The 12,742-nt window shown below is 38.1% G+C and carries 12 protein-coding genes; 6 read left to right on the plus strand and 6 right to left on the minus strand.

All coding sequences use genetic code 11. The features are described 5' to 3' along the window. Window positions 1-219 precede the first annotated feature (219 nt). Window positions 220-756 (minus strand): nucleotidyltransferase family protein, encoded by a 537-nt coding sequence (locus tag ACFG4S_RS29800; protein WP_392532499.1) that lies wholly within the window; start codon window positions 754-756, stop codon window positions 220-222. A gap of 158 nt (window positions 757-914) precedes the next feature. Here ACFG4S_RS29800 and ACFG4S_RS29805 point away from each other — a divergent pair, with 158 nt between their 5' ends. The 4 genes from ACFG4S_RS29805 (at window position 915) to ACFG4S_RS29820 (ending at window position 5,350) form a co-directional block, all read left to right on the plus strand. Beyond that, entirely contained in the window at window positions 915-2,183 is a 1,269-nt protein-coding gene (locus tag ACFG4S_RS29805) for a plasmid pRiA4b ORF-3 family protein (RefSeq protein WP_392532500.1), read from the plus strand. A 137-nt stretch (window positions 2,184-2,320) separates the two neighbouring features. Beyond that, a complete protein-coding gene (locus tag ACFG4S_RS29810) occupies window positions 2,321-2,776 on the plus strand; it encodes a GFA family protein (protein WP_392532501.1) in 456 nt (151 codons plus the stop codon). Window positions 2,777-3,122: 346 nt separating this feature from the next. Beyond that, on the plus strand, window positions 3,123-3,800 hold the full coding sequence (gene cobO, locus ACFG4S_RS29815) for a cob(I)yrinic acid a,c-diamide adenosyltransferase (RefSeq protein WP_392532502.1): 678 nt from the start codon (window positions 3,123-3,125) through the stop codon (window positions 3,798-3,800). A gap of 494 nt (window positions 3,801-4,294) precedes the next feature. Then, on the plus strand, window positions 4,295-5,350 hold the full coding sequence (locus ACFG4S_RS29820; RefSeq protein WP_392532503.1) for an acyltransferase: 1,056 nt from the start codon (window positions 4,295-4,297) through the stop codon (window positions 5,348-5,350). A 183-nt stretch (window positions 5,351-5,533) separates the two neighbouring features. Here ACFG4S_RS29820 and ACFG4S_RS29825 read toward each other — a convergent pair whose 3' ends face one another. Further along, entirely contained in the window at window positions 5,534-6,211 is a 678-nt protein-coding gene (locus tag ACFG4S_RS29825; RefSeq protein ID WP_392532504.1) for a hypothetical protein, read from the minus strand. Window positions 6,212-7,336: 1,125 nt separating this feature from the next. Here ACFG4S_RS29825 and ACFG4S_RS29830 point away from each other — a divergent pair. Next, window positions 7,337-8,545 carry a hypothetical protein gene (locus ACFG4S_RS29830; protein ID WP_392532505.1) on the plus strand — a complete coding sequence of 403 codons (1,209 nt, stop codon included), beginning with the start codon at window positions 7,337-7,339 and terminating at the stop codon, window positions 8,543-8,545. Window positions 8,546-8,579: 34 nt separating this feature from the next. Here ACFG4S_RS29830 and ACFG4S_RS29835 read toward each other — a convergent pair whose 3' ends face one another. Beyond that, window positions 8,580-9,260 (minus strand): S-layer homology domain-containing protein, encoded by a 681-nt coding sequence (locus tag ACFG4S_RS29835; RefSeq protein WP_392536109.1) that lies wholly within the window; start codon window positions 9,258-9,260, stop codon window positions 8,580-8,582. Between the two features lie 526 nt (window positions 9,261-9,786). Between ACFG4S_RS29835 and rpiA the strand changes: the two genes are divergently transcribed. Continuing rightward, on the plus strand, window positions 9,787-10,497 hold the full coding sequence (gene rpiA / locus ACFG4S_RS29840; protein ID WP_392532506.1) for a ribose-5-phosphate isomerase RpiA: 711 nt from the start codon (window positions 9,787-9,789) through the stop codon (window positions 10,495-10,497). Window positions 10,498-10,678: 181 nt separating this feature from the next. Here rpiA and ACFG4S_RS29845 read toward each other — a convergent pair whose 3' ends face one another. The 3 genes from ACFG4S_RS29845 to ACFG4S_RS29855 are packed head-to-tail and all read right to left on the minus strand — an operon-like array spanning window position 10,679 to window position 12,518. Then, window positions 10,679-11,137, minus strand: a complete 459-nt coding sequence (locus ACFG4S_RS29845; protein WP_392532507.1) for a hypothetical protein — start codon at window positions 11,135-11,137, stop codon at window positions 10,679-10,681. Window positions 11,138-11,146: 9 nt separating this feature from the next. Further along, window positions 11,147-11,770, minus strand: coding sequence for a hypothetical protein (locus ACFG4S_RS29850; RefSeq protein WP_392532508.1), 624 nt, complete (start codon window positions 11,768-11,770; stop codon window positions 11,147-11,149). Next, window positions 11,760-12,518 carry a TIGR04255 family protein gene (locus ACFG4S_RS29855; RefSeq protein ID WP_392532509.1) on the minus strand — a complete coding sequence of 253 codons (759 nt, stop codon included), beginning with the start codon at window positions 12,516-12,518 and terminating at the stop codon, window positions 11,760-11,762. The genes ACFG4S_RS29850 and ACFG4S_RS29855 overlap by 11 nt, the downstream gene beginning before the upstream one ends. Between the last annotated feature and the right edge of the window lie 224 nt (window positions 12,519-12,742).

Raw genomic sequence — 12,742 nt, forward strand, 5'->3', positions numbered from 1 at the left:
CGCAGAGAGAAATACAAGAGTGTGGTCTAAATACATGAAAACTGCTGTAAAAAAGGGGTTGGGGGGATCTGAAACTTTGAAAACATGCCCTAGTGGTGTGTCAAATTCATTTTGACGCTTAGAGAGACGCGATAAATCGCCGTCTCTACAAGGAATTTATCCATCAATTATTTATTGACAGACTACTAGCACACTGTGGCTAAAACCGGATTGTGACTTTTAGGCCAACCGCAAATAAGGACACTTTTGTAAAAACCCAGAGGCCTTGTTATGGGCATCTATATTATGAGTATGTGCTGGTGTCGGTCGAATAATCCCAGCAAACAGATCGTCCAAGCCATAAGGTGTGAAAAATTGCCATTGTCCTTGTGCATTTAGTCGAACTCCTACAGCAGTAGCAGTGTGTAACCAATCTGTGATTCCATCCTCTGTACTGCTGTAGGGTCTGCTACCAAGACGCCAACGAGCAAAACTAGCTTGATTTTTGACATCAAACAGGTGATGAGGAAATTGTGCTGTGAGATTTGCCTTGGCTGCGAGTTCCTGGGAACGATTTCCTTCTATATCAAAAAATGCAATATCAAAGTCTTTAATAAATAACCCACAATTATCACCAAAAATTGAACGCCAAACTGTGTTTCTGACTGCACCTCCAGCTAACCACCAGTTAGGTAGATTTAGTTGAGCGATCGCAGGTAATACTCTATCAATAGGTGTATCACTTAAAATCATCTCTAAATACGTGTTACTATTCATATCAAATTTCTGTGATTGTCAAGTAAAAGGTGAAAATATTATCATTCACATTTCAGCTTACGTTGTTGATAGTCCTGTTGTAACCTTTAACAACTTCTGTAGTAATAAGTACAAATAAAACAACGTGACATAGAAAAATAAATTTAGAATTTCTATTTATGGAAGATTTATTTGCGCGGCTAGAACGCACACTCAATCCTGAATTACCTACGCTAACAGAGTCACAACAACAACTCTTACAAGAACTCAGCATTAACGAAAGTCAACCTGGTAGGATTCTGCATGACTTTCAAATCCTGATAGATTTTTTACAACCAAATGGTGTGGAAGTTAGTAGTGTTAATAACTTGCTTCCACTGAAGGTACTCTCAGAACTTAATTCTCAATTAAGTCACCCAATTGAAACTCAACTCAAACGCCCCGTACAAAAATCATACCCTTACATTAATGGACTATATCTGTTATTACGGAGTTCTGGAATAGCGCAACTTAAATCTCAAGGTAAGAAGCAAATTTTAATATTAGACGCAGCCATCTTAGAATCATGGTCAACCCTAAATGCAACAGAACGCTATTTCAACTTATTAGAAGCTTGGTTAATTTGGGGAAATAACGAAATTTTGGGCGAACATCCAGACTCATTTGGTAATTTATTTAGATGCATTCAACTTTGGTCTCGCGTCCCAGATAAAGGTTTAAAATTCCCTAAGTATGAAAATCAACACGATATCAGTTATTACCCTGGTCTCCATAATGTTGCTCTTTTAGAGTTATTTGGATTCCTATCTATTCAACATGGAAAACCAGAAGCAGGTAAGGGATGGCGGATTAATAGTTTACAACGCTTGCCTTTTGGTGATGCTTTGTTACAGTTACTATTTCCGCTGGGGATACGAGGAGAATTACAGGATGATGTCAATGTAGTTTTTGGAACATTGCAGCCAAATTTACAACCGTTTTTTTCAGAATGGCAGCATAATTTAACTTTTCCTCAACAAGGCTTCACCGATGGTATTTTTATTTTTAAAGTTTCTATTTCTAAAGCTTGGCGACTCATTGCTATACCAGCGAACAAAACGTTAGGCTGGCTAGCAGAGACTATTCTCGATGCTTTTGATTTTGACTACGATCACCTGTACGAATTTAGTTATAAAGACCGTTTTGGTCGTATCATCAAAATCGGTCATCCCTACATGGAAACACCGCCATTTGCCGATCAAGTGCAGATTGGTGATTTGTCCCTAGAACCAGGTGCTAAAATGATCTATCTTTATGATTTTGGTGATAACTGGAAATTTGATGTGCAGTTAGAAGCTATTAATCCACCTGATAACAAAATTAAAAAACCCAAGATTTTAGAAGTTCACGGAAACGCACCTCAACAGTATTGGAGTGAGGATGATGAATTGCATGAAGATGAAGGATGAGGAGGAATTAGTTAGGTGCAGAGAATGAAAATTTTATCGTGTCTCCGTGTATTCTTTTATGTCTGCTAAAAACCGCTTTATGATTAAGATAGTTTTAGTTACAATAAAGCAACACAAATTATCAGGAGATAAAATCTGTGAGTCTTCCATATAGTGGAGGTTGTCAATGTGGACAGATTCGTTATGAAATTCATGCCCAACCGTTAACCCTTTACCTATGCCACTGCAAAGAGTGTCAGAAACAATCATCTAGTGCTTTCGGAATGTCTCTTACAGTACAACGAGATGCTGTTGTGATTGTTCAGGGAAAACCGAAAGTTTGGACTCGGAAAAATGATAGCGGACGCGAAGTAAATAACCTATTTTGTGGCGACTGTGGAACGCGATTGTTCCATGAACGGAGTTACAATCCAAATACTATCAATGTCAAAGCCGGAACCTTAGATGATACAAGTTGGTTACGCCCAGTGGGTAACATTTGGACACGCACTGCCCAGTCATGGGTGGAGATTTCAGAGCAATTGCTCAACTATGATGGGCAACCAGAGGATACCCAGCCTTTATGGGAAAAATGGAAACAACAACATCCATAAATGTACAATTCCCGATATTCAGATATCATACCCTTGATACTTAAACTAATGCCTTTAGTTGGTAGTTTAACTTATAGAAGATAATAATTTTTTACTGGTAAAGTGCTTTAGTGGATATATTAAATTAAAAAAAAATAGTAAACTAAAATTATAAGTTCAGCTTGTAGCTCATATATATTTTCATACTTGTATGCAAATCATGTTAATAAAACTAATACACTATTAATAAAATTTCATATAAAAACTTCCTGGACATTTTCAATCAAGTGATTTCAGTAAAATTGGATAAGTAAGACTATTTTTGTTCATTTTCAACACTTTTAACAGTTATTTCTAGACAAGCTTGATGAAAAACGATACACCACAAGAATTGAACCCAGACCAAGAGATTGGTCGCTTGATTGATGAAGTCATGTCTTCATCTCTGACTGATGAACAGTATCGGAAAAAGATGCAGCGACGCAAAGAAGTGCAAGATAAACGCATAGCAGAAGCTGTACCAGAAAAAGGGTTAATTATTGTAAATACTGGTAATGGTAAGGGTAAAACCACTGCGGCTTTAGGAATGGTGTTACGATCGCTTGGTCATGGGTATAAAGTAGCGATCGTCCAATTCATCAAAGGTAGCTGGGAACCTTCCGAAAAAAGGGTTTTCAGTTCTTGGGAAGACCAGTTAGAATTTCACGCAATGGGCGAAGGCTTTACCTGGGAAACTCAAGACCGCGATCGCGATCTTGACAAAGCTAGCGCCGCTTGGCAAAAATCATTAGAATACATCCGCAACCCTGACTTTCATCTGGTGCTATTGGATGAAATCAATATCGCCCTGAAAATGGCTTATTTAGAAGTAGAGGATGTTTTAGCAGGTTTGGCAGAAAAACCTGCTAACAAACACGTTATTCTCACAGGAAGAGGCGCACCAGCTGCTTTAATTGAGCGTGCTGACTTAGTAACAGAAATGACTTTAGTTAAACATCCTTTCCGCGATCAAGGTGTCAAAGCGCAACCAGGAATTGAGTATTAAGCAATTAATAGACTAAATACTGAAATATTAATAAGCTAATCCGCCTTGAAGTTGCATAATCCTTAACCTTACAAAGATAGGGGGATGCAATTTGAATGATTATTAGCTATATTATAGCATTTTCTAAGCAACTGGTACACCTAAATCGTAGCTTTGAAAGCGTACCTCATCACGCCGGGAACCGCTATATATAGCAATTACAGATAGGTTATGAAATAAAGTACAAATATGGTACTCTGGATACTACATCATAGGAATCCTATTTGATTTGTGAAAATTGAAAGTCAAATATTCCCAACTTCTTTGATAAGTATGGGGTTTGTCTGTCATAAACAATTTAGGATTGCTATAGAAGAAATAAAAGTCTCAAATTTTCTTAGCGAATAAACACTTTACTACGTTCAAGCATCTCTCTTAAGTTTGCTCGCAAATTTTTTGCTTTGTCAAGACGTTTATGTACGATTTATGTTTATATTATCCTAAGAATTTAATAAATGAGCAACAATAAAGATTTGTCTTTTCAAGCATTTCGCGGAATTGCAATCATCGCAGTAGTTGCAATTCATGCATCTAATACAGGAAAATTATTTATTAATGGTGAATTTTCCTCTTTGAACTACGAACTTTCATTAGTATTTAGACAATTTATCAATTATGCTGTTGCAGTTTTTATCTTCATTTCTGGCTTTTTTGCACCCACAAATGATTTTTCTACAATATCGGATTATTTAGTTTTTTATAAGAAGAGACTAACTAGACTTTTAATACCTTACTTGTTTTGGTGTTTTTTCATCATTTTGTTTTTTAAATCTAGTTACAATTGGAATTTATTCAAAATATTTACAGATATAATTACAGGTCGTGTTCAAGGACCTTACTATTTTATAATTGTCCTGACACAATTAATTATATTAACCCCTTTCATGATTTCATCTATCAGGAGTAGAGCAAAAAGTATTTTATGGCTATCGTTAACTCCTTTATCCGTATTAGTTTCATATTTTTTGCTATTTTATTTCAAGCATGAGATAAACTTTCCTTGGAACGTCATGCCTTTTTCTATATGGGTTACTTTTTATTACTTTGGGATTCTAGCAAGAAATAACCAAAAAATAAGTGATTTTTGTTATAAAAGAATCGACATCACCATTTTTTTATATATAACTTCCTTATTTTTTTCTATTGTAGAAGGCTTAGATTTGTGGAGAATTTGGAAATTAGAAAGTTTGGCTGGTTCTCAAATTAAAATATCATCAATTTTATGTTCTTTTTGTTTGATATTATTCTTTTTGGGATTGCGGAAAAGTGTTGAATATTGGCCTAAAGTTTTGGTTATTCTCGGCGAATTTTCTTTCGGTATTTATTTATCACATATGTTAGTTCTTGAGTTGATAAATAAATTAACCAGTAAAATACAAATTATTTATAACTTCAATTTACTTTGTATATTTATTGCCACTATTAGCACAATTTTTATCTGCTATACAATAATATATATTACGAGAAAAATTATAGGTATTGATATATCCCAAAGATACTTGGGATTTTAAAGTTTATTTTGATACATATGAACGAGATTTGATTCCTGAATCACTCAGACAGAGAGCTAACAGGGAAAGCTTTGTTCAAAAATAAAGTAGGAGTCCTATAGCTCGATTTTTGATCGACTTACCCATTTGGGATTCATCATTAAGATTTTATTTGACTAATTTGGTATATAAACTTCTTGAAGATTATTTGCACATTTGTAATATGCGGCGATCGCTAGCACTGATAGAATTTAACGGATGAAAGTCTTGCAACTCTACCGAATAAGCATAAGTGTATGGCTCATCTTCACCGAGCTTAGGCAGTCTATTGCTTGCAGCTACCTGATTAGACTCATCAGAACTGGCTTCATTGGATGAAGCAGTAACCGTCATTGCTAACTCTCCCGACTGGTCGAGTGTACCCTGAAAACAATTAAACTCTGATTGGGGCATGTACAAAGCACCAGTCACTTTGTCGCGCCGCTTCTGGAATATAATGTAAGCTTGACCAATCTGGTTTGCTTCTGGGGATTGACCATAAAGATAAATCCCATCTTTTGTCGGAAAATTTGCTCTTGGTAAAACTCCCTGAGAATCTGGAACGAGTGCTGTAGTTGTAGCTTTTTGGTTCTTATGCGCCAAAATGCCTGTGTCCCCAGAAGCCATTTGAAGTTGACTTCTTTGCTCTCTAACTTTTCTTAGCTGGGATAAGAGAGAAGTGTCGGAGGTTTTGTGAATCTGAGCCGATGATAATGGAGTATCTGTAAGCGAGCTAATTTGAGTCTGCTTACCTATAAAGCCCAAAGTAAGAAGTAAGCCTAAACCCGCCAGGGAAATCCCCCATTGACGAGGAGATAAGAACCGATGAAAGTTGTTAAGCACCCTACTTCTCCTGTTGATTCTGTTAAAAAGCTAACTAAGTTTTCTAGATTTACTTAAACTATAATCGAGTCTTGATTGCTAATCACTTAATTTCTATTGTCTGAAAAACAAAAGTCTCGAAAACTAAAGTTTTTATTTAATTTAATTTTCCACTCTTTAGACTACCATCAATTAGAGTATTTATGCTTCAGCCAACGGATTAATTCTATTGGGTGAAGTTGGTATTGAGCCGAGATACTAAAAACTCTTTTCCAACTCGAAGATGTTGCCTAACCCCCTTTTTCAGGCAGCACTAATTCATTTTACAAGAGCAAGGAGTTTGTCAATGTCATCACAATACGGTTCGGATAAGCATTTTTCACAATCGAGTGTGGTCTGGGGAAAGGGTAAGGGGTCAAGGGGAAAGGATGTATTCAAAACATGAGTCCCTTTAACCTTTCCCCTTTAACCGAACCGTATTAAATGTCATCAGAGACAAATCTTGGAGCAATTATGATGGAAGCATAACCATTTCGCCGAAGCAGTGAAATCATCAACAACTGACAGAACAGCGATTAAGACTAGTGCTGGTTAGTTAAGCGATCGCTCTAGGTTTGGGGATACTGCAAACCTGCTTGGTGACTATCATACCAATTTGTAGGAGCCAGTAACGCTCTGTTATTGACTTTTTTGGAGAGAGATTACTCGCACACCTTGGTCATGACATAAAATTGTCTAAGTTTCGCTGATTACTTTTTCTGGCGGAATTGAAAATAACGCTCTCTACGAGAGGCTGCGCGTAGCAAGGGAGCGCTAACAAAATTCAAAATGAATACAGCATAAGCGTTTCGTTAAGGGATATCCAAAAATTAAATTATCCATTTTTTCAGAGCGAAGACCATAATTGTCTTCTTCCTCCTCTGCTTCCTCTGCTCAATAACAGCTTACCAAAGCGATTGATTATTTTTTTATTTGGGAGTCCCTAATGTGGAATGGGTGGTTTATTTTACACTATGCTATGGTACGTAAATTTTTGACTACTAGATGTCTAGTGTTAATGACTAATAACTTCTTGAGAAGTTAGGATGAAATTACCATCCAACTTCAGTTGAGATATTTACTCAGTAAATTTCAATTACCAATCCCATGCCACGTTCTCATTATCCTCCCGCCTACTTACGCTATCTCAGAGCCAGGTTGTCGAATCTAGGACGACCGACTTTTTGGATACCTGCAATTCTTTTATCTGCATTAGGGCTAGTAACCTGGGAATATTTGTCAAACCCAGATATTTTCGTTTATAAGCAAAAAAATCAAGTTGCTTCACAAAATCCTTCTGACTCCTCTCTATCAGAAGAAAACAAAGCTATTGCAGCAGATATTGATAATTTGCCAGCTTTGTTTAATGACTTTGACCAAGCAACTCCCCCAGTAACGGCCAACACCCCCAAAGAAAAAACTGATCTAAAAAAGAGCAAAGGCTTATTAGACGATTTCATTAACAAACAAAAATCTGTTAGTGATAACAAATTAAAATCTGGCTTAGGAACTACTAATCCTGAATCTCCCTCAACCTGGAAAAATCCCTTTATCACACAAACAGAAAATTTATTGCGTACTGGGACAGTTGATAGCAACAGCCAGTTTATAGGTCTCAATTCTAATGGGGCGTCTGAAACACAAGACGGAGAGACATCTTCTAGCCTAGGAATTGGATTAAATAATCAAACCAACAAAAATCAAAATTCTGTCTCTATTAGCCCTCTACAAGCAGCACTCAACCAATCCACAAATCAGAACCTGTCTAACCTTAATGGTATTAGTGGAACTCAAACAAATTCCTTGAGGCGGGTCTCTGACACAGGAACAACTTTAATACCACCGACTAACAGCTTACCCAGTCAGAATTCTGTACCAAGTACTGACTTAAGTTCAGGAACAGGGTACACGTCATCTGGTACAAACTTGTCGCCAAATCCATACGGTAATTTAAATAACGCTCAGGTAGTGCCTAATACAGCACCAGTGACGCCCCCGTTTAACTCTGCTACACCAACTAATATTACACCTTACTCCAGTCAGAGTCAGAGCGTTGTGACGCCCACAAACCCTGTAGGATATGGGAATTATGGATTGCAGCAACCAACACAACCAATACAACCAAACTACGGGAATTATGGATTGCAGCAGCCAGCCCAACCAATACAATCAAACTATGGGAATTATGGGTTGCAGCAGCCAACCCAACCAACACAATCAAACTATGGAAATAATGTGTTGCAGCAACCAACACAATCTAATTCCTTATATCTTCGCCAGATTCGAGACAAGTATAGAGGTACAGGTCAAAACTGATTTGAAGCACATCGCTTAACTAAATTTTATCCAGCTAAGGAGATTGTGGACTATTGGGAATGATGGGAACCTCTGGGGTTTCAGATTGTTGCTTTTGGCGTTGCAAGTATTTACTTAATACATAAGCCATATCCCCACGGGTGACGGGCTTTAATGGGGAAATATTGTTTTGAGCATCTGTATTGAGAAATCCTTCAGTGACTACTGTGGCGATCGCTTTTCTCGCCCAAGATGGGATAGACTTTTCATCTGGATATCCAGCCAGAGTCTCATTCACAGCGTCATCGGGAAATTGAAATACGCCATAAGCCTGGGCGAAAATCGCCAAAGCTTCTGCCCTTGTCACCTTTTGATTAGGGAAAAATTCATTGCCGCGATAGCCTTTCATGATATCAGTTTTTAAGACTATCTGTATATCATTAAATGCCCAATAAGAACGAGGAACATCTGGAATAGTTAAATTTTCTTTTTTAGTAGCTTCTCTTCTATCTAGGTGAAATGCTTTTACCATAATCGATGCTAATTCTGCCCTACTCACTAGCCTTTCTGGATAAAATTTGCCATCGGAAAAATTTGTCATCCATTTAACAGCAACTACCTGTTGAATCGAATCAGATGGTATTCCAGAAGTTGTCTCTGGGACTTGACCTTGAGCAATTGCAGGTAAGTTTTGTAGTAGTACTACTAAAGATACAGTAATTGAAAAGTGACGCATCATAATAACTACTTTTAGCGGATAAAGAATCAAAAAAAACTACTTTAGAGGATGTTTTAAAAGTTCTAGCTGAGGTATACCAAAATTTAGATATTCCTAAATACTCCTTAAAGAATAAGATTTTGATAAGGTTATTCCTCCTTTTTCAGGTAGGTTAAATCTCGATACAACAGTAGATTTTACAAACATCATCTAATAACCTGTAACTCAGCTAGTGACGATTTTAAAGTCCTCAATGTTGCGTAGCTACGTAGGGTATTTACTAGTTGTAGCTGCTTGTTATGCTCGTCAAGGAAGTAGGAATCCAATACTGCTCGGTTAAGCATTTTTAACTCGGAATTGGGTTTGGGGTAAAGGTTAAAGGGTAAAGGTTAAAGGTTTTTTCTTTCCCCTTTCCCTTTCCCCTTTTCCCCTTAACCGACAAGTATTGAGTAGGAATCAGCAAAAAGTTGTTTTTTAGCTTTCATCTTTTGGTGTTATCTGCCCACTACTATGGACTATAGTCAGTTTTTCAGGAGTTTTGGCAATGACCGCAGCAGCAGATCCCGTAAAGTTGATGAAGCAAGAAGTTGGCAAAGCCGCCGCCGCCTTAGTAAAGTCGGGTTCGATTGTCGGATTGGGTACGGGGTCAACTACAGCATACACAATTCAGTATTTGGGCGATCGCCTCAAGTCTGGGGAACTCAAAGATATCATTGGTATACCGACCTCGTTTCAGTCAGAAGTGCTGGCGAAGGAGTATGGTGTCCCTCTCGCCACCTTGGACGCTATTGACCACATTGATATTGCCATTGATGGGGCAGATGAGGTCGATCCGCACAAGAATTTGATTAAAGGCGGTGGTGCAGCACATACCCGCGAAAAAGTCGTAGATTACCTAGCAGAACAGTTTATCGTGGTGGTAGATAGTGGGAAGCTAGTAGAACGTTTGGGTTCTAGTTTCGCTGTACCCGTGGAAGTGATTCCAATGGCAATTACTCCTGTAACTAATGCCATCAAAAAACTCGGTGGCAAACCAGAACTCCGTATGGGTGTAAAAAAAGCTGGCCCAGTCATTACTGACCAAGGCAATTTTGTTTTAGATGTCAGATTTGACTCCATTGAAGATCCAGCCAGTCTAGAAAAGACATTAAATAATATTCCCGGCGTTCTGGAAAATGGGATTTTCGTTAACTGTGTCGATTTAGTTTTAATTGGTGAAGTTAAAGATGGTCAGCCATTAGTTCGGCAACTGTAAGAATTTTAGATTTTGGATTTTGGATTTTAGATTTCTCTAAAATCCAAAATTAACGATTCAGAAGCGTAGAGCAATCGCTTTGCTTTTATCCTATAAACTTTTTGATTCTCAAACAAAAACACCACTCTACACAGTGGTGTTTTAAGTGAATATGGACAGATGATAAGCATATCAGGAGCGACTAGGTTGGTAAATCCTGTGGTTTAATCTCCCAATCTTCTTTCTTGATTCTCTGGGTTGCAAGCCGTGCCAGCTTTTCTGCAACTTTCCTAAAAGTTCCTTTGTTCGTGTAATCAGGAGATGGCTCAATTTGTGCGTGAGATGGATTGTCATCTGTTGGTCTTGGACAGACATCAATTTTGTAATTAAAAAGTGGGTTGCCTTTTTGATCGTTTTGAGAAACATTTATCATCCGAACTTCGCCAGCAATTAAACTCACTACACCATCATCTGGGTTTTTCTGTGTGCATTGCGGGTCATAACCACAAAGCTTTGCTCTGTCAACAGAAGGAGCGTGATTTCTATCTGTAAACGCTTGCGAGCTAAGTTCTAACCCAGATTCTCTAATGTGATAGTAGTGTCCTGATCCACAAAAAATGCACCGATACAATAGCTCATCATCTGTAACCACATCGCTCACTGCAAACCTCTATGAAACTAGCCATTTCCAAAGAGCCGTAAGTTCAGCAGGTGATGAAGCCGTGCCGTCTTCCATTTCATTGTCAATGTCAGTCCCCCAAACTTTGATGTATTCTGCGGTATTTCCCAGAATATAAACAGTTAACTTTTTGGTTTCGTGCCACCATTCAAGAACTATTTCTGAGTCAAAGCTCAGATTTACCAGTGGTTCACCCCACCACATTTGGTTAGCAGCAACAACCGCGCGTAGTTGCTTCAACCATTCTATGGTGTATTTATAAGTTTCATTGTCAGATCCTAGTTCAGCAATTCTTCTGTGAGTTTTGTGAGCTGGTGAATAGCTCCAGTTTGAAAGCTCCAGGACTGCATAATTATCAGATTGCTCAGAGATAGCCTTGATCCTTTGAACTGAAGAAGCAGCTATCTTAGACCGATATTTCCAACTCCCCACGGTTGATGTTCTGTCTGTCGCAAAAATAACAAGATTGGAGTTTTGCCCATCTGATGCACTTTGTAAGCCTTCTGCTGATTGAGAAAGCGGAAGTTGGGTTAATTTGCCACGTATCTGAGATAGGGCTGTTGTCTCTGAATTGCGACGATCGTCTTTTATGTAATAGGCGGCTTTACTTGACATCGAATAACTCCCTTGTGCGATCCGTAATCAAACTCTCAAATACTTGCCCTTCTCTACTCTTTAATTCATGTAAATTAGAAAGCACTTCTTTAAAGGATAAAGGTTTTTCTATCCAGGTTTGAGAAATGTCCAAATCAAGTATAAATACAACTTGTTCAGATGGTGGTTCGGAATCCGATAAGGTTATGACTAGACTAATCGGAATATCTTCATAAATTGATTCAGTTCGGGTCACAAATCCGGATATGTTGTTTGGAAGGCTATCTGGAAACTGAGGATATATATTGAAATACTCACTAAGGTCAACTGCCTCATCAGGTGAAATAACTATTCGATTTATGTAGCGAAGAGAAATACGGGTTATGCCAACAGGTTTAGCAACTTCTAAATAAAATTGCAATGCCCGATCAATTCTGTGACTAAATTCGTCCCACCCTTCATAGGGGCGAAGGCTATGGATGCTCAGTGCATCCGGCCCTACACCTACTATTTTTGTGGCATCGGCGGAAGGGAAGAAAAACTTGGGCAGCTCTTGCGTTACCTTAATCTCAGGCTTTGCAGGCGGCATCTGCCTAAATTTAAATTCTGTCGCTATTAAGTTTTGCTGCTGTGGCTCACCTGTGTATAAATCTCTTACTTTTTCATAGAACAAGCCTGGCGTTGTAAAATTCCATGTTTGTCCAGGAGCAAAGCGAAACTCACAGATTGCCTCTTCTATTGGTGGATTAGTATACTGACGGCGTGTCATAAATTACCCAACTGCGGCATAACCTCACGTTTTTAGTAAGCTACAAATTTAATACGAAAAATAACGATTCCTGTTTACTAATCTTAAGATATCTAAGTCTGTCAAAGCTGAAAAGTTTTTTATAACCTCACAATCTCGCTACTGCTATTCGATCGCGAGAGATTTTGTTCACTGGGCATAAAAGCGATCGCCCCCTGGTTCTCAATCCAAAATAAAGCGATCGC

Source organism: Nostoc sp. C117 (assembly GCF_043099735.1).
GTDB lineage: Bacteria > Cyanobacteriota > Cyanobacteriia > Cyanobacteriales > Nostocaceae > Nostoc.

Excerpts from the sequence above, each read along its gene's own strand:
- ACFG4S_RS29800 (WP_392532499.1), bottom strand. The coding sequence starts at position 756 with ATGAATAGTAACACGTATTTAGAGATGATTTTAAGTGATACACCTATT.
- ACFG4S_RS29805 (WP_392532500.1), top strand. The coding sequence starts at position 915 with ATGGAAGATTTATTTGCGCGGCTAGAACGCACACTCAATCCTGAATTA.
- cobO (WP_392532502.1), top strand. The coding sequence starts at position 3,123 with ATGAAAAACGATACACCACAAGAATTGAACCCAGACCAAGAGATTGGT.
- ACFG4S_RS29820 (WP_392532503.1), top strand. The coding sequence starts at position 4,295 with ATGAGCAACAATAAAGATTTGTCTTTTCAAGCATTTCGCGGAATTGCA.
- ACFG4S_RS29830 (WP_392532505.1), top strand. The coding sequence starts at position 7,337 with ATGCCACGTTCTCATTATCCTCCCGCCTACTTACGCTATCTCAGAGCC.
- ACFG4S_RS29835 (WP_392536109.1), bottom strand. The coding sequence starts at position 9,260 with ATGCGTCACTTTTCAATTACTGTATCTTTAGTAGTACTACTACAAAAC.
- rpiA (WP_392532506.1), top strand. The coding sequence starts at position 9,787 with ATGACCGCAGCAGCAGATCCCGTAAAGTTGATGAAGCAAGAAGTTGGC.
- ACFG4S_RS29850 (WP_392532508.1), bottom strand. The coding sequence starts at position 11,770 with ATGTCAAGTAAAGCCGCCTATTACATAAAAGACGATCGTCGCAATTCA.
- ACFG4S_RS29855 (WP_392532509.1), bottom strand. The coding sequence starts at position 12,518 with ATGACACGCCGTCAGTATACTAATCCACCAATAGAAGAGGCAATCTGT.